Raw genomic sequence first — 22,893 nt, forward strand, 5'->3', positions numbered from 1 at the left:
GGCTCACTCCGTCCGGATGCGCGGATCGACGAGGCCATAGGCGATGTCGACCAGAAGATTGACGAACACGATCATTAGCGAAAGCACGGTTATGACCGCCTGAAGCACGGGGTAATCGCGTGAGGCGACCGCGTCGAAGGCGAGCGTGCCCATGCCCGGCCAGTTGAACACCAGCTCGACGACGACGATGCCGCCGAGCAGGCCGCCGAACTGCAGGCCGAAATAGGTGATCAGCGGGATCGCGCAGTTACGAAGTGCGTGCTTGTAGAGCACCTTGCTTTCGCTGAGGCCCTTGGCGCGCGCGACCATGATGTATTGCGACTGCAAGGTTTCCAGCATCGCGGTGCGCACCAGGCGCACATTGGTCGCCGTCAGGATGATGCCCATGGTCAGCGCCGGCATGATGAAGCTTGCAAAACCGTCCATGCCGCTTGGCGGCAGCCATTTGAGGACGATCGAGAACAACAGGACCAGCATGATCGCAAGCCAGAAGTTCGGGAAGGAAAGCCCAACGAGCGACAGAATGCGGATTGTCTGGTCGGCCCACTTGCCGCGGGCGACGGCGGCGCGGATACCGAGCGGAATGGAAATCGCGATCGAGACGATCAGCGAGGCGAAGGCGAGCAGCATGGTCGCCGGCAGCGCAGAGGCGATCAGCTGCGAAACAGGCGTACCGCCCATGAAGGAGCGGCCGAAATCGAGCCTGAACATGCCCGTGATGAAATCGGCATATTGCGCCAGGAACGGCTGGTTAAGGCCGAGCCCCTCGCGGATGCGCACGAGGTCGGCCTCGGTGACGCTGCCAGCGCCCTGCGCCAGCATTAGCGCGGGGTCACCGGTGAACCGGATGGCATAGGAGACGGTCAGTGTCACGACGAACACGACGAAGACCGCCTGCAGAAAACGTTTGATCAGAAATCCGGCCAAGTGACCCGCCCTTTTGGAAAAATGGTCCGCCGCCTCAAGCGTGAGGCGGCGGACCGGCCTGTATTACTCGACCGTCACGTCCGTCAGCCGCAAGCGGCTATCCGGCACCGGCGTGAAGTTCTTGACGCGCTTGCTCACGCCGAAGATGGCGTTGAGGTTATAGAGCGGCATTTCGAGCGAACGGTCTGCGGCGTAGTTGGCGATCTGCTTGAGGATCTCCTCGCGCTTTGCCTGGTCGGTGATCGAACGCTGCGATTCGAGCAGCTTGTCGAGTTCCGCGTCCTTGTCGTACGGGTTCCACTTTTCGCCCGAGTGGTACATCGAGTAGGCGGTGTTGTCGTAGTCGAGCGTCCAGCCGCCCCAGGACTGCTGGAACAGCGCGCCGGTCTTGCCGGCCGGGATGATGTCGTTCAAGAGAACGTTGGTTTCATAGGGCTTGATCGTCGCGTTGATGCCGATCAGCTGCAGGTAGCTTGCGATAGCCTGCACGACCTCGTTGAAGGTCGCGTCGTTACCGCGAACGTCGATCTGCACGGAAGCGCCCGGCGCAACACCGGCTTCCTTCAGAAGCGCCTTTGCCTGTTCCGGATCGTAGGGCAGCGGCTTCATCGCCGGGTCGAAGCCGAAGGAGAGCTTGCCCTGGAAACTGGCGATCGGATCCGCCTGGCCGGCGAGGATCGACTGGATGATGGTGTCGCGGTCGACGCCGAGGATCAGCGCCTTGCGGACCTTCGGATCCTTAGTGATGCCGTCGCGCGTGTTGAATCGCAGCGCGTAGACCGTCGGGCCGGCGCTGGAGACGATCTCCAGATTGCTGTCGCCCTGGATCGTCGGGATCATGCCGATCGGAATGGTCGGCGGGATGACGAGATCGACGCGGCCGGCCTGCAGCTCGGCAACGGCGGTCGCCGGCTCCGAAATGAAGCGGTAGTTGAGGTTGGAAAGCTTCGGCGCGCCGCCCCAATGATCTGCGAAGGCTTCGAGCTTGATGCCGACCTTCGGCTCGTAGGAGACGAACTTGAACGGGCCGGTGCCAACAGGATGGGCGTTGAAGTAGTCCTCACCTTTTTCCTGGATGTACTTCGGCGGCACGATCATCGCGCCATAGCCGGCGAGCTTGGTGAGAAGCACCGGATCCGGCGTCTTCAGGACGAGGTCGACTGTCTTTTCGTCGACGATCTCGACCTTTTCGATCACGGCATAGTTGGACTTCTGCGGACCCTTGGAGCCTTCTTCGCCGAGCAGGCGGTCGAAGGTGAACTTCACTGCTTCTGCATTGAAGGGCTCACCGTTGTGGAACTTGACGCCCTCGCGCAGCGTGAAGCGCAAGCGTTTGCCGCCGTCGAGCTCTTCCCAAGCAGTAGCAAGGCCGGGCACGAGCTTCAGATCCGGACCGCGATAGGTCAGGCCGTCATAGATATTGGTGGCAACCGACGCCCAGTTGACGAGGAAGGTGTCGACCGGGTCCCAGCTTCCCGGATCCTGCGGCGAAGATACCGTCAGCGTGCCGGCGGCAAAGGCCGGGGCTGCGGTCATGAAACTACCCGCCATCGCAAGGGCGATGAAAGCGGCGTGGATCCCCTTTTTGTTGATCATTTACTCACTCCTGTTTCGACAGCCTTCCTGAGAAGAGAAAGCGGCTCACGCACCCTTGGCCACGTAATGGCCAGGGGCGATTTCTTTGCGCGGCAGCACCGCGGGTTCGTCGCCGACGCGGCGGATCGGGCTCGGGATCTCGCCCTCCAGCATGGCGCGCTCGCGACCCTTGCCGGGCTCGGCGACGGGCACCGCGGAAAGCAGCCGGCGAGTATAGGGATGGGACGGCGTCTCGAAGACCTGCTGGCGGCTGCCGAACTCCATGACCTGGCCGAGATAGAGCACGGCGACGCGGTGGCTCATGCGTTCGACCACCGCCATGTCATGGCTGATGAAGAGATAGGCGAGGCCCTCCTGTTCCTGCAGCTCCATGAACAGGTTGATGATCTGCGCCTGGATCGAGACGTCGAGAGCCGACAGCGCCTCGTCGGCGATGATCAGCTTGGGACGCGAGGCAAGCGCGCGCGCAATGCAGACGCGCTGGCGCTGGCCGCCGGAGAATTCGTGCGGGTAACGCTTGGCGTGCGCGGCCGTCAGTCCGACGCGCTCCAGCAATTCATGCACGCGCTTTTCGATGTCCTTTTCACCGAGGATCAGGCCGTGGGTGCGGATAGGTTCGGCGATCGAGAAGCCCACGGTCTTGCGCGGGTCGAGCGAGGCGAAGGGATCCTGGAAGATGTACTGGATTTCCTGCTTCAGCCGCTGCCGCTCGGCATAGCTCATGGCCGAGACCGGGCGACCGCCAAAGAGGATCTCGCCCGAGGTTGCGTTCTGCAGTTGCTGGATCGTGCGACCGATCGTCGACTTGCCCGAGCCGCTCTCGCCGACCAACGCCAGCGTTTCACCCGGGAAAATGTCGAAGCTGACGTTTTCGATGGCGTGCACGCGGTGCGTCGCCTTGCCGAAAAGGTTCTTGCGCACGTCGAAGCGGGTGACGAGATCACGCACCGAAAGGATCGGTGCCGCGTCGTAGCGGGCGGTGCGCTGGATATGGGTTTCGCCGACGCGCTTCGGTTCGCCGTCGACCATCATGGTCAGCGGCAGGCGCTTCGGGAATTCCTCGCCGGTCATGCTGCCGAGTTTCGGCACTGCGGAAAGCAGCGTCTGGGTATAGGGGTGCTTGGGGCTTGCGAAGATCTCTCCGACCGGACCTTCCTCGACCTTGCGGCCCTTCCACATGACGACGACGTCGTCGGCCATTTCGGCGACGACACCCATGTCATGGGTGATGAAGATCACCGCCATGCCGAGTTCTTTCTGGAGGTCGCGGATGATCGTCAGGATCTGCGCCTGGATCGTCACGTCGAGGGCCGTCGTCGGCTCGTCAGCGATCAGCAGTTTTGGCCGGCAGGCAAGCGCCATGGCGATCATGACGCGCTGGCGCATGCCGCCGGAAAGCTGGTGCGGATAGCGGCCGATCAGTTCTGCAGAATCAGGAAGGCGCACCATGTCGAGCAGGCGGCGCGTCTCGACGAGCGCTTCGGCCTTGGTCATCTTCTCGTGCAGCATCAACACTTCGGCGACCTGGTCGCCGATGGTAAAGACCGGGTTCAAGGACGTCATCGGCTCCTGGAAGATCATGGCGATCTCCTTGCCGCGGATCGCGCGCATGGTCTTCTGCGGGGCGCTCGTCAGATCGATTTCGCCGTCCTTGCCGCGAAACAGGATGCGGCCTGTCGGAAACTGGCCGCCCATCATGTCCGAGAGCCGCATGATCGACAGCGACGTCACCGATTTGCCGGAGCCGGATTCGCCGACGATTGCGAGCGTCCGGCCGGGCGTCACCGTGAAGCTCAGGTCTTCGACGACAGGATTGCCGTTGAAGGCGACGGAAAGCTTCTCAACGGCGAGCAGGGGCGCAGGCGTATCGACGGTCACGCGGTCTTCCTTGTTACAATGTGGTCGCGGCGCGCGCGGACTGTTCATAGGCGCCCGACATGAAACGCAGGACGGCGGCGATCTCGGAAAGCGTCTCCTCGGAAGGACGCGCTTTGGCGGTGGAGGAGACCAGCAGCCGCTCGCGAATTTTTGCGTAGCGCGTGCAGGCGTCCGACCCCTTGTCGGTGATGAGGATGGTCTTTTCCTTGCCTTCCTTGCCCGTCGTCACGAGGCCTGCGGCTTCGAGCTTGCGGATGGCATAGGTCGCGACATGGGTGTCCTCGATGTCGAGCACGAGACAGATGTCGGCGAGTTTCTTGCCGCGATCGCGGTGGCGGATCGTGTGCAGGATCAGGATCTCGATCGGGGAAAGACCGGGTACGCCGGCGGCCGCCATGCAGCGCATCATCCAGCGGTGAAAGGCATGCGACGCGAGGATCAACCCGTATTCGACCTCGGAGAGGCCGGGAGAGCCGCCTTCAGCAAGGTGCGCGGAGGAAACGATCGGGCCGATGGCCGCGACCGGCTTTAGATGTTCGGGCAGGGCATTTTCGGCCCATTCCCGTCCTTCGAAGCTATCCTCCGACTTCTTCGTCATTCAGCTCTTCCTCATCTTGACGATTTTATGTCATCATTTTATCGACATTTTGTCAACGAACTGCTTTGATGAATTTCCGGGCTTGCACAATGAAGCGGCTCGCGAATGAGAGGGATGGACAATGAGCGCACGCGAAACCGGCAGCTGGGACTTCTGGATCGACCGTGGCGGCACCTTCACCGATGTCATCGGTCGCGACCCGCACGGGAACCTGCATGCCCGCAAGGTGCTGTCCGAAAATCCGGAAGCCTATCGCGACGCCGCTGTGCAAGGCATCCGCCTGCATCTCGGCCTTGCGACCGGTGCACCGATCCCGACCGGCCTCATCGGCGAAGTGCGCATGGGCACGACGGTCGCCACCAACGCGCTGCTCGAGCGCAAGGGCGAGCCCCTGGCTCTCGTGACGACCAAGGGCTTTCGCGATGCGCTGAAGATCGGCTACCAGGAACGCAAGAAGATCTTCGCGACCGAAATCATCAAGCCGGAAGCGCTCTACCAGGATATCGTCGAACTCGACGAGCGCGTGCTGGCCGACGGTATTGTCGAGCAGCCGCTCGACGAGGCGAAGGCGCGCTTTGCCCTCGAAGACCTGAAGGGCAAGGGCTACAAGGCCGTCGCCATCGTCTTCATGCATGCCTACAAGTATCCGGAGCACGAGGCGGCCGTTGCCCGCATCGCCCGCGAACTCGGCTTCGAGCAGGTCTCCGTCAGCCACGAAGTCTCGCCGCTGATCAAATATGTCGGCCGCGGTGATACCACCGTCATCGACGCCTATCTCTCCCCGGTTCTGCGCCGCTACGTCGCCCAGGTCTCCGGCGAACTCGATATTGCCCGTACCGGCGCACGCGTCATGTTCATGATGTCCTCCGGCGGCCTGACGGCGGCTGAAATGTTCCAGGGCAAGGATGCGATCCTCTCCGGCCCGGCCGGCGGTGTCGTCGGCCTCGCCAAGACCGGCGAAGCCGCGGGCTTCGATCGCGTCATCGGCTTTGACATGGGTGGTACCTCGACCGACGTCGCCCATTTCGATGGTGAATATGAGCGGGCGTTCGAGACCGAAGTTGCAGGCGTGCGCGTGCGCGCACCGATGATGCTGATCCACACGGTTGCCGCCGGCGGCGGATCGATCCTGCACTTCGACGGCGAACGTTTCCGCGTCGGCCCGGATTCGGCCGGCGCCAACCCGGGCCCCGCCTGCTACCGCAATGGCGGTCCGCTTGCTGTCACCGATGCGAATGTCATGCTCGGCAAGCTGATGCCGGATTTCTTCCCGGCGCTGTTCGGTCCGAACCAGGACGAACGTCTCGACGTCGAGACCGTGCGCGGCCGTTTTGTTGCCATGGCGACCGAGATCGGCGATGGCCGCAGCCCCGAGGATGTGGCCAACGGCTTCATCCGCATCGCCGTTGCCAACATGGTCGAGGCGATCAAGAAGATTTCCGTGCAGCGCGGTTATGACGTGACGCGCTATGCGCTGAGCTGCTTCGGCGGCGCCGGCGGCCAGCACGCGTGCCTCGTTGCCGACCAGCTCGGCATGAAGAGCATTCTCGTGCATCCGATGTCCGGCCTGCTTTCGGCCTATGGCATGGGACTTGCCGATATCCGCTCGACTCGCCAGAAGGCGCTCGGCGTCGCGCTCGACGACAAGGCGCCGGCAGCCCTCAGCACGCTGGGCGCCGAGCTGGAAGTCGATTGCCTCGGCGAACTGGAAGCACAAGGAATTGCCCGCGACGAGATTCGCACCCATCTGCGCGCCCATATCCGCTATGCCGGCACCGACACGGTGCTTGCGGTCGACGCGACCTTCCCGGCGCATGACGACATCGCCCGCCTGCGCGCCGAGTTCGAAGAGCTGCACAAGCGCCGCTTCGGCTTCGTCGCCGACAACAAGGCGCTGGTGATCGACGCCGTCGAAGTCGAGACGGTCGGCGGCGGTGCTGCCCAGATGGAGCGCGAAGGCGCATCCGTCACCTCGGGCACGCCCGACGTTTCACGCCGCACTCAGTTCTATTCGCAAGGCCAGTTCCACGATGCGCCGGTCCTGCTGCGCGCCGAACTCAGCCCCGGCCAGCGGCTCGACGGTCCGGCGATCATCATCGAACCGAACCAGACCGTCGTCGTCGAGGACGGCTGGCAGGCGGAACTGACGGCGAAAGACCATATCGTGCTGCGCCGCGTGAAGGCGCTGCAGCAGCAGAGCGCGATCGGTACCCATGCCGATCCGGTCATGCTGGAGATCTTCAACAATCTCTTCATGTCGATCGCCGAGCAGATGGGCGTGACGCTGCAGAACACCGCCTATTCGGTCAACATCAAGGAGCGGCTCGACTTCTCCTGCGCCGTCTTCGACAACCGCGGCAACCTCGTCGCCAATGCGCCGCACATGCCGGTGCATCTGGGTTCCATGGACGCCTCGGTCGCAACCGCGATCCGCGAGAACCCGGTGATCAAGCCCGGCGACGTGTTCCTGATCAACGCGCCCTATAACGGCGGCACGCACCTGCCTGACCTCACCGTCTGCACGCCCGTCTTCGACGATGCCGGACAAGAGATCCGCTTCTGGGTCGCCAGCCGCGGCCACCATGCGGATATCGGCGGCATTTCGCCGGGCTCGATGTCACCGCTTGCCACCAACATCGAGGAGGAGGGCGTCTACATCGACAACTTCAAGCTCATCGATGCAGGTCGCTTCTGCGAGGCCGAGCTTGAAGCGCTTCTGAATGGCGCGCGCTATCCGGTGCGCAACATCCTTCAGAACGTCAACGACCTGAAGGCTCAAGTGGCGGCCAACGAAAAGGGCGTCGCCGAACTCAAGAAGATGATCGCCCAGTTCGGCGAAGACGTGGTCGAGGCCTATATGGGCCACGTCCAGGACAATGCTGCTGAGAGCGTGCGCCGTGTGCTTGACCAGTTGCCAGACGGCGAATTCTCCTACGAGATGGACCAGGGCTGCAGCATCGTCGTCAAGATCACGGTCGACCGCGACAAGCGCGAGGCGACCGTCGATTTCACCGGCACGTCGGAGCAGCGCGGCGACAACTTCAATGCGCCGGCGCCTGTCACCCGCGCCGCCGTACTCTATGTCTTCCGCGTGCTGGTCGAGGCCGACATTCCGATGAATGCCGGGTGCCTGCGGCCGATCCACATCGTCATCCCCGAGGGTACGATGCTGACGCCGCGCTATCCGGCGGCCGTCGTTGCCGGCAACGTCGAGGTCAGCCAGGCCGTGACGAACTGCCTGTTCGGCGCGGTCCAGAGCCAGGCCGGCGCGCAAGGGACGATGAACAACCTGACCTTCGGCAACGACAATTATCAGTATTACGAGACGATCTGCTCCGGCGCGCCGGCGGGTCCCGGCTACAACGGTGCCGATGCGGTTCATACGCACATGACCAACTCGCGGCTCACCGATCCGGAAATCCTCGAAACCCGCTTCCCGGTGGTGCTCGAAGACTTCCACATTCGCGTCGGTTCCGGTGGCCGCGGCCAGTGGCACGCCGGAAACGGCACGAAGCGCACGATCCGGGCGCGGGAAACGCTCGACTTCGCGATCCTCTCCGGCCATCGCCGCGTCGCACCCTTCGGCATCAAGGGCGGCAGCCCGGGTGAACTCGGCCGCAACCTCGTGCGCCGCAATGACGGCCGGACGGAGGAACTGTCGGGCTGCGCCCATACGGTTCTCGAAGCTGGCGAAGCCTTTACCGTCGTGACGCCGACCGGCGGTGGATACGGCCGGTCATAGGCCGGAAAGACTGAAATCTCCCAAGACTGCTGCGGTGGTCTGCGGGCGGGCGAGCGATCGTCCGCCCGTTTTTCGTTCCGGCATATGCACAACAACTATTGCTGCATATGCGAAAAGACGCGATCGCTTTTTTAACCCGAATTTAAATTCGAAATTACTAAGTACTTATTGGTCAGTGCGCGCCCCAGTTCCTCCCCTTGCGGGGCCGCAAACATCCGGTCCTCCTCCCGCCGGTTTGGCTGACCATGTCCCCTCCCATCAGCGCGATTGCGACATCACAGGAGTCACGGCAGTGACGTTCAAGAACCTTTCGATTTTGACCAAGGTCGGCCTTGTGGTCGTGGTCATGGGCATATCCTCCATTCTGATCGCGCTTGCCGGTGCGCGTGGTCTTTCCTCGCTCGGTGCGACGATCGTCGATGTCGGCGCGCGTGAGGAAGCAGCGCGCGAGGCAATGGACCTGCGCGTCGACATCATCGCCATCAGCCGCATGACCTATCAGCTCGCCGCCGCCCCGGAGAACGCCGCCGACTTCGGCGCGGAAACCGAAAAGCGTGCGACCGAAATGCTCGGCCGCCTGACCAAGATCGAGGCGGTCGCCGACGATGCCGAAGACAAGCTGCTGAATGACATCCGCCTGACGCTCAACAGCTACTTCGACGAGATCCGCGCCATGGTCGCCGTCGCCGCCGAGAAGGGCGGAGATGCCGGTGCCGTCAAGGCCGCACTCGACAAGGCGCTCGAAGCGCAAAAGACCGTGACGGCAACAGTCAAGACCTACAGCACCTATTCCGGCGAAGCGCTTTCCGCCGCTCGTGAAGAGGCGCTGAATTCCTCGTCCGTCGCCATGACAATCCTCGCCGCGGCCGCTGCGGCCTGCGTGCTCTTCGGCGTCGGCGTCAGCCTCGTCGTTGCCCGCCGCGGCATCGTCATGCCGGTCCGTGACCTGACCTCGACCATGAGCGAACTTGCCGACGGAAAACTGGATGGAGATGCGACGGACGTTTCCCGCCAGGACGAGATCGGCGAGATGGCCCGTGCCGTCGAAGTCTTCCGCAAGAACGGCATCGCCATGCGCGCGATGAAGGCGCAGGAAGCGGCCCTCCATGCGCGCAGCAGCGACCTGCAGTCCAACATCAGCGTCGTCGTCGCCTCTGCCGTTGCCGGCGATTTCACCGGCCGCATCAACAAGGACTATGAAAACGACGACCTCAACCGCTTCGCATGGAGCGTCAACGAGCTCGTCTCCAGCGTCGACCAGACCGTCACCGAAGTCCGCCGCGTGATTGCGGCGCTTGCCGACGCCGACCTGACGCAGAACATGCGCGGCGAATTCCACGGTGCCTTCGCCGAGCTGCAGACGAACGTCAACCAGACGATGGTGACGCTGCGGTCGACCATGCAGAACGTGCGCACCGCGGCCAGCACCATCAACGACAACTCCGCCGAACTGAGCTCGGCTGCCAATGATCTGTCGAAGCGCACGGAACAGCAGGCGGCAGCGCTTGAGGAAACCGCAGCGGCGCTCGACGAAATCACCTCGACCGTGCGCACCGCCTCGGAGCGGGCGAATGAGGCGCATGAGATGGTGCGCGCCACCAAGGAAAGCGCCGGCCGTTCCGGCGCGATCGTGCGCAGCGCCGTCGATGCCATGGGCCGCATCGAGGGTTCGTCCAACCGCATCAACCAGATCATCTCGGTCATCGACGAAATCGCCTTCCAGACGAACCTGCTGGCGCTCAATGCCGGCGTCGAAGCGGCACGCGCGGGCGAAGCCGGCCGCGGTTTTGCCGTCGTCGCCCAGGAAGTGCGCGAGCTGGCGCAACGCTCGGCCAACGCGGCCAAGGAAATCAAGACGCTGATCCACAGCTCGGCGTCGGAAGTCGAAAACGGCGTGGCGCTGGTGCGCTCGACCGGCGAGGCGCTGCTGGAGATCGAGACACTGGTCAACAATGTCAGCGGCCACGTCAACACGATCGCGACGGCGGCGCGCGAGCAGGCGACCGCACTGCAGGAGATCAACACCTCCGTCAACCACATGGACCAGATGACCCAGCAGAACGCGGCGATGGTGGAAGAGACGACAGCCGCCAGCGGCACGCTCGCCGAAGAGAGCCGTCAGTTGCGCACGATGCTGGCGAAGTTCAAGCTGGAAGGTGCTGCAGCCCGCGAAGGCTGGAGCCGCGCCGCCTGATCGAGCGGCGTAATCGCCACGACTTCAAGTGAAGTTCTTGCTGCGGCGGCACTGTCGTTTCTGCACCCCGTGTTGACGGGGACGGGGACAACAGTGCCGCCGAGCATATTGAAGCGCGAGACCGTTTCCCCATCTTTTGCGCCTGAAAATCCAGGCGCTCCTGCGCCTTCTTCCCGATTTGCTGGGAAGCATGCCTGTTAGCCGCTATTCTGGAACGCAGACGTGTGAGTCGTTAATTTGCGGGACAACCGAATGACGCAGCAGTTCGACCTCTTTGTTTCGGACGAGGCAACTTCCAAAAAGGCGGGCGGTGGACCGGCGGTCAAGCGGGCATCGCTGACCGAGGACGATATGGTCCGCCACCTTCAGGCCACGGGTCGCTATCGCCTGTTGCAGCGGCTTGTGCCGCGCGCTGTGGTGCCTGTTGCGCGTCCCGGCTTCCCCCTGCATGGCGTCATTCTCGATACCGAAACCACAGGGCTCAACCATCGCAAGGATGAGATCATCGAGATCGGCCTGATCGCCTTTACCTTCGATGAGAAGGGAAACCTGGGAGACGTGACTGGCGTTTTCGGCGGCTTGCGCCAGCCGTCCAATCCGATCCCTGCGGAAATCACTCGTCTTACCGGCATCACCAACGAGATGGTCGCGGGAAAGACGATCGACCTCGACGAAGTGCGGGCGCTGATGGAAAAGGCCGACCTTGTCATCGCCCACAATGCCGGCTTCGACCGTCCCTTCTGCGAGGCCTTCTCGCCCGTTTTCGCAGGAAAGGCATGGGCCTGTTCCGTCTCCGAGATCGATTGGTCTTCCCGCGGCTTCGAAGGCACCAAGCTCGGTTACCTGATCGGGCAGGCCGGTTACTTCCACGACGGCCACCGGGCGGTCGACGACTGTTTCGCTTTGCTCGAAGTCCTTGCCAAGGATGGCGGCTCCGGCAGCACGCCCTTTGCCGAACTCTGCGAGGCTAGCCAGCGATCACGCGTCCGCATTTTTGCGGAAAACAGCCCCTTCGACATGAAGGATCATCTGAAAGCTCGCGGCTACCGCTGGTCTGACGGAAGCGACGGCCGTCCGAAATCCTGGTGGGTCGAAGTCGCCGAAACCGCACTTGAAGACGAACTCGGCTACCTCCGCTCGGAGATCTATCGCTGGAAGGAAGCCGATCCGCCGATCAAGCGCTTGACCGCTTTCGATCGCTTCCGGGCCTGACACGCGAACGAGCCGCTGCGGCCGACAGGGCAAGCCCTTGGGTGACGCGGGCGTCGCTCGATTAAAACATCCTTTTCCCTCCGATCTTTGCATGACGCGGCCCACCGATCATAGCGCAGGCGCCAGGCTGAGGCTGTCCTGCGCCGGACGCGGGCTGACGGCCCGCTACGCCCCGATTTGCCTGTCTTTCCACATCTGGCAAACAACGCCCGGTTTACCGTTAACCGCTGAATTCACGCACAAAAAGCGTGGACGCCCGACCGAATCCGACTATACGTGCGCAGACTTGACTTTGAAATTCAAGTTTTATGCTGTTGTTATAGTTGATGTTTCAATGTCGATGTTCGCAATCTCGTCCAGTTTTGAGAGTGCTCCCAAGCGTGGGATGACCCGCGATCGCCGACACTTTGTCTGGCAGCCAGTCTGCATGGGCGCAACCGAACGCGCCGTGACCGAAGGGCCGGTTACGCACCCGCTTTGCCGAAGCGAGCTGCTGCGCACGAGACCCGTCTGTCGGTCGAAATAGCCGCAACTGAACGTAATGTCCGGGGCTCGCCCTGCACCGTTGTTCAACGGGCAAGGCGCGTGCGTCGCGTTCTGAGCGGCTGGGTTCGGCCGGCGACAGTGGCGGATACGGAATTCACCTTAATCGAAGTTACAGGGGTAAGAGAATGGCAAGGGGCAGGTTCAATTCGGTTTCGCGTCGGCGAGCCAAAGTCGTGCTGGCGGGCGTGTCGCTGCTGGCAATGTCCGCCGTGGCGGCGTCGGCCCAGGAGGCACGCAAGACCAACCGGGTCGAAAGCCTGGCCCAGGCTGAACGCAGTTCGGGCGGCGCGACGCAGCTGGCCCCCATCGTGGCCGTCGGGCAAGCGGGCGGTCAGCCGCCTGAGACCGGCACCATCGGCCAGCCGTCAGCTCCCTATGCGGGCGGTCAGATGGCGACCGGTGCGCGGCTTGGCGCGCTCGGCAACCGTCCTGTCAAGGAAACCCCGTTCAGCGTCACCAGCTACACGGATAAGCTGATCCGCGATCAGCAGGCGCGAACGGTCGCCGATGTCACCCTCAACGATCCCTCGGTACGCATGGATGCGCCGGCGTTCAGCGAGCGTGATTCGTTCTTCATTCGCGGCTTCTCGGTCACCAATCTGGATACGGCCTATGACGGCCTCTTCTACATCACCAACCCGCGCCGCAGCCCCCTTGAGGGTATCGAGCGCGTCGAGGTCCTGAAAGGCCCGAGCGCGCTGGTCAACGGCGGCGTCGGCCGCGTCGGTGGGACTATCAATCTGGTGCCCAAGCGCGCCACCGACGAGCCGCTGACGCGACTGACGACCACCTATATGTCGGACTCGCAATTGTGGTCGCACCTCGATGTCGGTCGCCGTTTCGGGCCCGAGGGCGAATGGGGCGTCCGTTTCAACGGTTCCTATCGTGGCGGCGACACGGCGCTTGACCACAACGAAAACGAGATCGGCGTGCTGTCGCTCGGGCTCGACTATCGCGGCGATCGGGTGCGTGCCTCGCTCGACCTCAATCATTCCAAGCAGAACATCAATGCGCCGGCCTCGCTGTTCAACGCGGCAGCGCCGGGCATCAAGATCCCGGAAGCGCCGGACGGCCGGATCAACACGTCCAACCCGTTCGAATACCATGACAGTGAACACAATATGGTCGCTGGCCGCGTCGAGTTCGACGTGCTGGAGAACACCACTGTTTACGCCGCCGGCGGCATCAGCCGCTACCGCGAGGACTTCCTGAGCACGTCCTACACCATTCAAAATCCCAATGGCGATGCGCTGGCCGAGTTCGGCTACAATCCGCAGGAGATCCAGGGGGTCTCGGGTGAGGTTGGTCTCCGCTCGGAGTTCGATACCGGACCCGTCGGTCACCAGCTCAGCGTTTCTGTGAGCCGAGCGCTCAACGAGAACAACCGCGGCTACTTCCATCCGGGCAGGCTCGGCTTCAGAAGCTACATGACCAACATCTACAATCCGATCTATGTGCCGAGCGATTGGGTCAATACGGGCGGGCTTCCGCGCTCGAACGACCTGCATGCGTTTTCGGACCTGCTCGCGACCAGCGTCGCGATCTCCGATACGCTTTCCTTTGCCGAAGACCGTTTCCAGCTGACGGTCGGCGGGCGCTATCAGGAAATGCGTGTACGAGGGTACAATACGCGTCCCGGCGCCGTGCCGCTCGGTCAACAGACCTACTATTACGAGGAAGGCCGGTTCAGCCCTGCCGTCGCGGCACTCGTAAACGTCACCGACAGCTTCTCTGTCTACGGCAACTACGTGGAAGCTCTGACCGAAGGGCCGTCAGCGCCGTCCAACGCTCTGAACAGCGACCAGATTTTCCCTCCTGTTGTCAGCAAGCAGAAGGAAATCGGCTTCAAATACGACCTCGGCGAAGTAATGCTCGGCGCAGCGCTGTTCGAGATCAGGCAGCCAAACGGTTTGACAACCGGCGGCGTCTTCGCCGTCGACGGCCTGCAGGTGAACCGTGGCATCGAGCTTTCAGCCTATGGCGAACCGGTTGACGGCGTTCGCTTGCTTGGTGGCATCACCTTCATGGACGCCAAGCTCGATAAGGCAGAGAACTCGAGAACAGGAGAGCGGTTCGATGGCAACCGTGTGCCCGGCGTCCCGACGACCGCGATCAGCCTCTATGGTGAATACGACACACCCTGGGTCGAGGACCTGACGCTCACCGGTCGCCTCGTTTATACCGGCAGCACCTACTACGACCAGAGGAACACGCAGAAGGTCTCGGACTGGACGCGGGTCGATCTCGGTGCGCGTTACTCCTTCGAGCGTGAAAACGCTAAGCCGGTGGAAATCCGGGCGACCGTCCAGAACGTGTTCGACGAGAACTACTGGGCCTCGTCCGCCCGTGGCTTCCTTGCCGCCGGCGCGCCGCGCACCTTCATGGTGTCGACTGCGTTTGAATTCTGAGCCAGAGGAGCTTCAGTCACAAAAAGAAACGGCCGGCATTCTGCCGGCCGTTTCTCGTTTCGGGGGGCGTGCCGATCAGGCTTCCGGCGAATAACCGAAGACGACGGCCGGGTTTTCCGCGGTCTCGACCCAGACGCTCTTCGTCTGTGTATAGGCCATCAGTGCATCACGGCCGGAGGAGCGGCCATAGCCGGAGCGGCCGAAGCCGCCGAAGGGCGACATGACACTGATCGTCTTGTAGCCGTTAATCCAGAAGGTCCCGGCCCGCACCCTTGAAGCGACCCGGTGTGCGCGGCCGACATCACCGGTCCAGACCGCACCGGCCAGGCCGTACGGGTTATCGTTGGCGAGTGCGACTGCCTCGTCCTCGTCGTCGAAGACGGTGACGCCGACGACCGGGCCGAAGACCTCTTCGCGGGCGATCGTCATGTCCGGCTTGACGTTGTCGAGGATGGTCGGCGCGAAATAGAAGCCGCCGGAAGCTTGAAGAGAAGCCGGCTTGGCGCCGCCGGTTGCAAGCGTCGCACCTTCGGCAACGCCCTGGCGCACCATTTCCGCGATCTTCGCCCATTGTCGTGCATTGTTGATCGGGCCGATCTGCGTGCTGTCGAGATAGGGATCGCCGACGGGGATGCGCGCGGCAGCCTCGGCATAACGCTCGACGAACTGCTGGTGCACCGAGCGATGCACGAGCAGGCGTGAGCCGGCAACGCAGCTCTGGCCGGCGCCAGAGAAGATCGCCGATTGGGCGCCGACGATGGCGCGGTCGATATCGGCATCGGCAAAGACGATGTTGCCGGACTTGCCGCCGAGTTCGAGGATACAGGGCACGACGTTCTTCGCAGCCGCTGCCGCAATGGCCGAACCGGCAAGCGCCGAGCCGACGAAGACGACGAGTGCCGTTTTCGGATGGGCGACCATCGCCTGGCCCGCCGTTACGCCCTGGCCGGCGATGACGTTGACGAGGCCGCGGGGCGCGCCGCCCGCCTCGCAGAGCGCACCGAGCACGAGCGTGCTGAGCGGCGTCAGTTCCGACGGCTTGATGACGACGCCGTTACCGGCGCAGATCGCAGGCGCAATCTGCCATCCGCCGGTAAAGAGCGGCGCGTTCCAAGGGGTGATCTGGGCGACGACGCCAACCGGCTCATTGCGGGTATAGTTCAGATGCGAGGTCGGGACCGGGATGACCTCGCCGTGCAGCTTGTCGCACCAGCCGGCATAATATTCGAACATCTCGGCGACCCGGACCGCCTCGCCACGGATGTCGCGGATCGGCCGGCCGGCCGAGCGGCTTTCGAGCTCGGCAATCTCGCCGGCGCGCTCGCGGATCTTGCGGGCGATCTCGTTCATCACCCGGCCGCGCGCCGAAGCGGTCATCGAGATCCATTCGCGCTGGGCGCGCGCTGCCGCCTGCATGGCGGCGTCGACGACATCAGCGCCGGCGTCCTTGAAGGTGGCGAAGATTTCGCCGGTCGCCGGATCGGTGAGCGCCTGCTCGTCGCCGGAACCGGGCACCAGCGTGCCGTCGACATAGCTGCCGATCTCGGTGCCGGGAATGATACCGTGGAACAGCGCCCGGATGCGCTCGGCCTTGGCGGGCATGGTCATGTCGTTCATCGTCGTTCCCTTCAAGTCTCAGTTGTCGTTGGCCACCGGGCGGAAGGCGCCCATGCGGGTGAAGTCCTCGGCGTTTTCGAGCGGGCTCTCGGCCCAGAGCTTGGCGACCGCGCCCGAGAGCGGCAGATCGGCGCCGGTGCGGGCCGCAAGCTCGCTGGCAAGCCGCACGTCCTTGCGCATCAGGCCCATGGTGAAGCCGCTGTCGAAGCGGCCGTTCATCACCCAGGTCGGGAAATGCACCTCGCTGATCATCGACTTGCCGGAGGCGGCGTTGAGCACCTTCAGCGCCTCGTCCGCATCGAGCCCGGCGGCAAGCGCCAGCTTCAGCCCTTCGCCCGTCGTCACCATATGGGCGGCGGCGAGCAGGTTGTTGACGAGCTTGGCGACGTTGCCGGCGCCGCTCGGGCCGACATGGAGGGCCTTGGCCGACATCGCGTCGATGACCGGGTCGGCAAGGGCGACGTCCTGATCGCTGCCGCCGATCATCATCGTCAGCTTGCCGCTTGCGGCACCTGCCGGACCGCCGGAGACCGGCGCGTCGATGAAGCCGTGGCCGAGGCCGGCAAGGGCTGCGGCGAGATCACGCGAGACATCCGGCTCGGAGGTCGAGGTGTCGATGATGACGACGCGGCGGCCGGCCGCCTTCAGCGCTTCGAGATTGGCCTCGACGACGGCTGCCACGTCCTTGGCGGTCGGCAGCGAGAAGACGATGAAGTTGGTGTCGAAGAAGACGTCAGTCAGAGCCTCGACCGGGGTCACCCCGCCTTCGGCGGCAAGTGTGCGCCGGGCCTCGGAGAGGTCGAAGCCCTTGACGGCAAACCCTTTGCCGGCGAGCGTCGTCGCCATGCCGAGCCCCATGGCGCCCAAACCCACCACGCCAACTGTTGTTCGTTCCGCCGTCATGATCCGCTTACCCTCGTATGATCAGAATGATCCGGCGAAGGTGGCATGCGGGCTGGCGAGCGGGTAGACGGCGCGCCTGGTACAATGCGTTGCTGGCGTGGCAACGTCTGCTCGACCGCCGGTGATGGGACAGGCGAGCGTTAGCGACGCGCGGTTTTCATGGAGCCGAGGACGGTCTTCTAAGTCTGGAAGGACTGCATTTCGCGCGCGAGATGCTGGCCGAGTTTTTCGACCGACAGCGGCAGGCGGCGGTGCGCCCGCACCATCAGATGCGCGCTCGCCTCGCTCAGCAGCGGATCGGCGAGGTCGATCGCCTGCATGGACCCGCGCGTAATTTCCACGGTTACGGACGTGCGCGGCAGGAAGGTGACGCCAAGGCTTGCTGCAACGAAGCGGCGGAGCACCTCGATCGAATGGGTTTCGAGCAACGGCGCCAGCGCCAGCCCCGCATCCGCCGCCACCCGCGCCACCAGTTGTGTCACGCCATTGCCCTTGCCGAGCAGCGCGCACGGGAAGGCGAGGCAATCGGCAAGTTTCAGGTCGCTGCGCTCGGACAGGGGATGGCCTGCCGGCACGATGACGCAGAGCGGCTGGCGCGCAATCGCCAGCGCCCGGATGCGCGGTTCGGTCAGGGGATTGTAGGCGATGCCGATGTCGGCGTCGCTGTTGGCGATGGCGTCGACGACGTCTTCGGTGCTGCCGAGTTCGACGATGTAGCGCACATAGGAATGTGCCTTTGAGAACGACGAGAGCCCGTGCTCCACCAGGTCGGCCATGAAACCTTCGCCGCAGCGAATGCGGATGCGGGTCTGCTGCACGCCGCGGATCTGGTCGAGCTGCTCGGCAAGCAGCCCGTTGTCCTCGAGCACGCGTTTGCCGTGTTCGAGCACTAGTTCACCGGCGTCGGTCAGGACCGTGCCGCGGGCGGTGCGCTCGAAGAGGGACAGGCCGATGTCGCGTTCAGTGTCGGCGATCTGGCGGCTGACGACCGATGGCGCCAGCCCCATATGCTCCGCAGCGCCCCGGATCGAACCGATGCGCGCAACCGCCATAAAGATCCTGAGCGCTTTCGCGTCGAGTACGTCCATGGTGGTCATGGATGCGACGGAATCCCCTTGGGGTCAACGACCAAGCGAGGTCGCGATCAGGCGTGTCCAGAGGTTTACGCCCTGGCCGATGATCGCGTCGTTGAAATCGTAGTGCGGCGAGTGCAGGCCGGGATTGGCGCCGTCGCGTCTTGCGCCCAGCCAGAGATAGCAGCCGGGACGTTCGTCGAGCATGAAGGCGAAGTCCTCGGCCGCCATGCTTGGTGGCGCGTCGATGACCGTCAAGGCCGGGTCTGCCGCGGCGACCGAGCGTGCGAGCGCGGCGGCTGCGGGATCGTTGATCGTCGCCGGATAGCGGCGCTGATAATCGAGCTCGGCCGTGCAGCCGAGCCCTTCGGCAAGGGCCGAAACGAGCGTGCGCATCCGGTTTTCGAGCGTGTCACCGACCGCCTTGTCGAACCAGCGCGTGGTGCCGCGGATCACGGCTTTTTCCGGGATCACGTTCCAGGCGTCGCCGCCGTGGATCTGTGTGACGGAGACGACGGCCGCTTCGAGTGGCGAGACGTTACGGCTGGCAATCGTCTGCAAGGCCGTGACGATCTGGGCGCTAGCGACGAGCGGGTCAGCACCCTCATGCGGCATCGCCCCATGGGCGCCGCGACCGGTGATGGTGATTTCGAAGACCCCGAAGGCGGCCATCATCGCGTCGTCGCGGGCCACCACCGAGCCGACGTCGAGCGCCGGCCAGTTGTGCAGCGCATAGACGGCATCGGCCGGGAAATCACGGAAGAGGCCATCGGCGACCATGACGCGGGCACCGCCCTCGGCCTCTTCGGCCGGCTGGAAGATGAAATGCACGGTGCCGTCGAAGTCCATCTCGCTCGCCTGCCGGGCGGCGGCCAGCAGCATGGCGACGTGGCCGTCGTGGCCGCAGGCGTGCATCTTGCCCGTCGTCTTCGAGGCGTAGGCAGCGCCGCTCGTCTCGATGATCGGCAGCGCGTCCATGTCGGCGCGAATGGCGATCGATCGGTTCGATGTGCCACGCCTGAGCGTGCCGACAAGCCCGGTGCCGCCATAACCGTCCTTCACGGCAATGCCCCATTCGGCAAGCCGGCCGGCGATGAAGGCCGCGGTCTGGCGTTCCTCGAAGGCAAGCTCGGGATGGGCATGCAGGTGATGACGCCAGCGGATCGTTTCCTCGATGCGCTCGGGGCTGATGTCGTGGCGTGTCATGGCGTGCGTCCTGTCGTTTGAGGGGATGGCCGGCCGCAGAGCGGCCGACCTGTTTCTCTTACACAATTCCGGACGGAAAACCGCTTCCTGGAATTGCGTGCCGCGTTACTGGCCGAGACGCAGGAAGAGATCGGCGACGACGACCGAGCCCATATAGGTGCCGACCATCACGCAGATCGCGACGATGACGATCTTCCAGCCCGAGCGGCGGGCGATCGCGAACTCGTTCGCCGTCAAGGCAAGGCCGCCATAGGCAAGCGCCGGGGTCGCCAATGCGAGGAAGTTGAGGTGCTCGACCTGTTCGCTGACCCAGGCTGCACCCGGAACGCCCGGGATGGTGATGAGGATCGCGATCAGCGAAACCCAGGCGACGCTTGGCAGGTAGAAGGGCACGAAGCGGGCGAGCGCCAGGCCGACGATACAGGCGGCATATAGCGTCGCCATGCCCGGCAATGCGGTGAGCGGTGACGTTCCGGTGCCGACCCAGTTGGCGACAAGGCCGATCGCACAGGCGATGATCAGCAGGCCGGCATGGCCGATCACATCGAGCTTGCGTTCGTCCTCGGGGTTCAGCGGGAGATCGTCGGCGTAGTTGGCGGAGGTGTTCTGGTTGGTCATGGTTCTCTCTCCCGATCAGGCTGCGGTGCGACGCTCGGATGGGCGCGCCTTGTTGTAGAGCCACTCCGTCAACGGCAGCGCCACGAACATGCCGACATAGAGGCCGGTGGCATAGGTCAGGATGTTGCTGGCGGCGGCGAGCGCGAGAATGATGTCCTTCTGGTCCGGCACCGCCGCGACGAGACCGCCGGTGCAGGCCGCCAGCATCGAGCCGGAGCCGACGCCGCAGGACATGGCGAGCGCACGCACGTCGAAGATGCCGAGGCCGTGAACGATCGGCGGCATGATGGCGAAGACGAAGGTGCCGATCAGCGTGCCGGTCGCATAAACGCCCATGGCGCCGGCACCTTCCGGCGAGTTGAGGCCATATTTGTCGGCGATCAGCGCGATGTTCGGCTCGCGGTCGATCGAATAGGTGGCGCCGACGGCTTCACGGCCCATCTTGAGAAGGAACACTGCGACCGGGAAGGCGACGATGATCGTTCCGAGATTGCCGAGTTCCTGCAGAACCAGCGCCGGGCCGGCCTCGATGATCTGCGAAATCTGCGGGCCGACCGTCGTTCCGAACTTGGCGATGAACGGCATGATGGCAACGGTGATCATCGCGCCGGAAAGCTTGACCGCATCGCGCGACAGGAACTTGCCGGTCGCCTTGAAAATGGCCGGATTGAAGGCGATGCCAAGCGCGAAGGCGTAAAGGATCGGCAGGAAGATGACGGTGCCGATACCGATCGGCAGACGCTGAATGCCGATCAGCTCGGAGGCGATGACGATCGCCAGCACAAAGATATGCAGATAGAGCGCGCCCGAGGCGGCTCCGGTTTTCCCGGTCATGATGTTCTCCTCTGGTTGGGAGCCAGTTGTTGTTCTTTGCCCAGCGTTCAGAGTAGGCGGTGAGGGCAAATTGCGGCTAGCCGGCCGGCAAGCAACGAAGTGTTGCGATTTGAGCAACGGGCGGGCCGCTGTTCGGGCGGCCATTGGGATCAATCCCGCAGCGCCTTCATGTCATGGCGTCATTCCTGCAGTTCATTCCAGTTGGCGCAACGACGAATCGTCACCGCCTCTGCCCTTGCTGTCGCACAGCGGGGAGGGGGAACCAAGCACTATTGGCTTCTCTCGGTGAGACACTTTCCGAAGTCTATTCTGCCCGCGCCCGACGCTTTCCGCTATCTCCTTGATCCTCCCGGCGGCGGAAACGAAACCGCACAAAATTCCCGAAAATGCCCATTGAAATCGATTACATTTTCTGGCTTCATGGTTTTCGCAAGATTTGGGAGGATCTGATGAAGAAATTTATCGCCGCAGCGCTAGGCGCTGTCGCAACCATTGCCATTTCCGCTTCTTTCGCCAATGCCGAGACCTTCAAGATCGGCCTGTCCAACGGCTGGGTCGGCAGCGAATGGCGCACGCAGATGATCGACGAGGCCAAGGAGGCCGCGGCGAAGTGGAAGGAGAAGGGCGTCGACGTCGAAGTCTCCGTCCAGAGTGCCAATGTCGACGTACCCGGGCAGATCGCGCATGTGCGCAACTTCATCGCCGAAGGCGTTAACGCCATCATCATCAACCCCAACAGCCCGACGGCCTTCGATCCGATCTTCGCCCAGGCGAAGGAAGCCGGCATCCTGGTGATCGCGACGGACGCTGAGGTTTCCTCGCCGGATGCGACCTATGTCGGCATCGACCAGACGGCCTGGGGCGCCGCCGGCGCCAAGTGGCTGGCTGACACGCTCGGCGGCAAGGGCAAGGTGGTCGCCATCAACGGCGTCGCCGGCCATCCGGCCAACGAAATGCGCGTTGCCGGCTACAAGAGCGTCTTCAAGGATTATCCAGATCTGCAGGTGGTCAACGAGGTCAACGCCAACTGGGATCAGGCCCAGGGCCAGCAAGCGATGCAGAACATTCTTGCGACCTATCCTGATATCAACGGCGTCGTCGTGCAGGACGGCATGGCGGCTGGCGCCTGGAAGTCGATCATGGATGCGGGCAAGACCAGCCAGATCGCCGCAACCGGCGAAATCCGCAAGGATTTCATCGATCTCTGGGTCAAGGACAAGCTGAATTCCGGCGCGACCGTCAACCCGCCGGGCGTCATGGCAAGCGCGCTCAACGTCGCGGTGCTGATGCTGCAGGGCAAGGAACTGAAGGAGCCGGCAACGGCTGGCCAGTACAAGAACGCCATGTATCTGCCGATCCCGTTCATCGACAGCAAGAACCTCGGCGACGCCGCCAAGCAGCTCGACGGCAAGCCGGGCTACTACTCCTACACCAACGCGCTTTCGATCGACGACGCCACGGCGTTGTTCAAGTAAGTTCGGGTTTCGCCGGGCGACTCTTGTCTTGAGCCGCCCGGCGACCGATGCCGCCGATGGCCACCG

General features: G+C 63.6%; 15 protein-coding genes. 5 read left to right on the forward strand and 10 right to left on the reverse strand.

The features are described from left to right. Window positions 1-3: 3 nt before the first annotated feature. The 4 genes from ASD01_RS26080 to ASD01_RS26095 all read right to left on the reverse strand — a co-directional run bounded on the left by ASD01_RS26080 (window position 4) and on the right by ASD01_RS26095 (window position 4,999). A complete protein-coding gene (locus tag ASD01_RS26080) occupies window positions 4-927 on the reverse strand; it encodes an ABC transporter permease (protein ID WP_034805623.1) in 924 nt (307 codons plus the stop codon). A gap of 63 nt (window positions 928-990) precedes the next feature. Beyond that, the gene (locus ASD01_RS26085) at window positions 991-2,478 is read right to left on the reverse strand and encodes an ABC transporter substrate-binding protein (protein ID WP_370689612.1); all 1,488 of its coding nucleotides are present in this window, start codon (window positions 2,476-2,478) and stop codon (window positions 991-993) included. Between the two features lie 90 nt (window positions 2,479-2,568). Beyond that, a complete protein-coding gene (locus ASD01_RS26090) occupies window positions 2,569-4,401 on the reverse strand; it encodes an ABC transporter ATP-binding protein (RefSeq protein WP_060644635.1) in 1,833 nt (610 codons plus the stop codon). Between the two features lie 13 nt (window positions 4,402-4,414). Then, window positions 4,415-4,999: a winged helix DNA-binding protein gene (locus ASD01_RS26095; protein WP_043622645.1), complete on the reverse strand. Its 585-nt coding sequence runs from the start codon at window positions 4,997-4,999 to the stop codon at window positions 4,415-4,417. Between the two features lie 121 nt (window positions 5,000-5,120). On the opposite strand from ASD01_RS26095, the gene ASD01_RS26100 reads away from it, so the two are divergent. The 4 genes from ASD01_RS26100 to ASD01_RS26115 all read left to right on the forward strand — a co-directional run bounded on the left by ASD01_RS26100 (window position 5,121) and on the right by ASD01_RS26115 (window position 15,101). Then, window positions 5,121-8,741, forward strand: a complete 3,621-nt coding sequence (locus ASD01_RS26100; protein ID WP_060644637.1) for a hydantoinase B/oxoprolinase family protein — start codon at window positions 5,121-5,123, stop codon at window positions 8,739-8,741. A gap of 292 nt (window positions 8,742-9,033) precedes the next feature. Next, window positions 9,034-10,935: a methyl-accepting chemotaxis protein gene (locus ASD01_RS26105; RefSeq protein ID WP_060644639.1), complete on the forward strand. Its 1,902-nt coding sequence runs from the start codon at window positions 9,034-9,036 to the stop codon at window positions 10,933-10,935. 252 nt (window positions 10,936-11,187) lie between these two features. Then, window positions 11,188-12,147, forward strand: a complete 960-nt coding sequence (locus tag ASD01_RS26110; protein WP_060530413.1) for a 3'-5' exonuclease — start codon at window positions 11,188-11,190, stop codon at window positions 12,145-12,147. A gap of 671 nt (window positions 12,148-12,818) precedes the next feature. Next, window positions 12,819-15,101, forward strand: a complete 2,283-nt coding sequence (locus ASD01_RS26115; protein WP_371814115.1) for a TonB-dependent receptor — start codon at window positions 12,819-12,821, stop codon at window positions 15,099-15,101. A gap of 75 nt (window positions 15,102-15,176) precedes the next feature. On the opposite strand, the gene ASD01_RS26120 is transcribed toward ASD01_RS26115, so the two are convergent. The 6 genes from ASD01_RS26120 to ASD01_RS26145 all read right to left on the reverse strand — a co-directional run bounded on the left by ASD01_RS26120 (window position 15,177) and on the right by ASD01_RS26145 (window position 21,352). Beyond that, entirely contained in the window at window positions 15,177-16,718 is a 1,542-nt protein-coding gene (locus ASD01_RS26120) for an aldehyde dehydrogenase family protein (RefSeq protein WP_060644641.1), read from the reverse strand. Between the two features lie 18 nt (window positions 16,719-16,736). Beyond that, window positions 16,737-17,621 (reverse strand): NAD(P)-dependent oxidoreductase, encoded by an 885-nt coding sequence (locus ASD01_RS26125; protein ID WP_060644643.1) that lies wholly within the window; start codon window positions 17,619-17,621, stop codon window positions 16,737-16,739. A gap of 179 nt (window positions 17,622-17,800) precedes the next feature. After that, the gene (locus ASD01_RS26130; protein ID WP_244495306.1) at window positions 17,801-18,718 is read right to left on the reverse strand and encodes a LysR family transcriptional regulator; all 918 of its coding nucleotides are present in this window, start codon (window positions 18,716-18,718) and stop codon (window positions 17,801-17,803) included. Window positions 18,719-18,742: 24 nt separating this feature from the next. Further along, window positions 18,743-19,900 carry a M20 aminoacylase family protein gene (locus ASD01_RS26135; protein WP_060644645.1) on the reverse strand — a complete coding sequence of 386 codons (1,158 nt, stop codon included), beginning with the start codon at window positions 19,898-19,900 and terminating at the stop codon, window positions 18,743-18,745. A gap of 105 nt (window positions 19,901-20,005) precedes the next feature. Then, window positions 20,006-20,518, reverse strand: coding sequence for a hypothetical protein (locus ASD01_RS26140; RefSeq protein ID WP_034805654.1), 513 nt, complete (start codon window positions 20,516-20,518; stop codon window positions 20,006-20,008). Window positions 20,519-20,533: 15 nt separating this feature from the next. Further along, complete coding sequence (locus ASD01_RS26145) at window positions 20,534-21,352, reverse strand: DUF3100 domain-containing protein (RefSeq protein WP_034805657.1); 819 nt, start codon at window positions 21,350-21,352, stop codon at window positions 20,534-20,536. Window positions 21,353-21,801: 449 nt separating this feature from the next. Between ASD01_RS26145 and ASD01_RS26150 the strand changes: the two genes are divergently transcribed. Further along, complete coding sequence (locus tag ASD01_RS26150) at window positions 21,802-22,827, forward strand: ABC transporter substrate-binding protein (protein WP_034805952.1); 1,026 nt, start codon at window positions 21,802-21,804, stop codon at window positions 22,825-22,827. The last annotated feature ends 66 nt before the right edge of the window (window positions 22,828-22,893 follow it).

Source organism: Ensifer sp. Root423 (assembly GCF_001426275.1).
GTDB lineage: Bacteria > Pseudomonadota > Alphaproteobacteria > Rhizobiales > Rhizobiaceae > Ensifer > Ensifer adhaerens.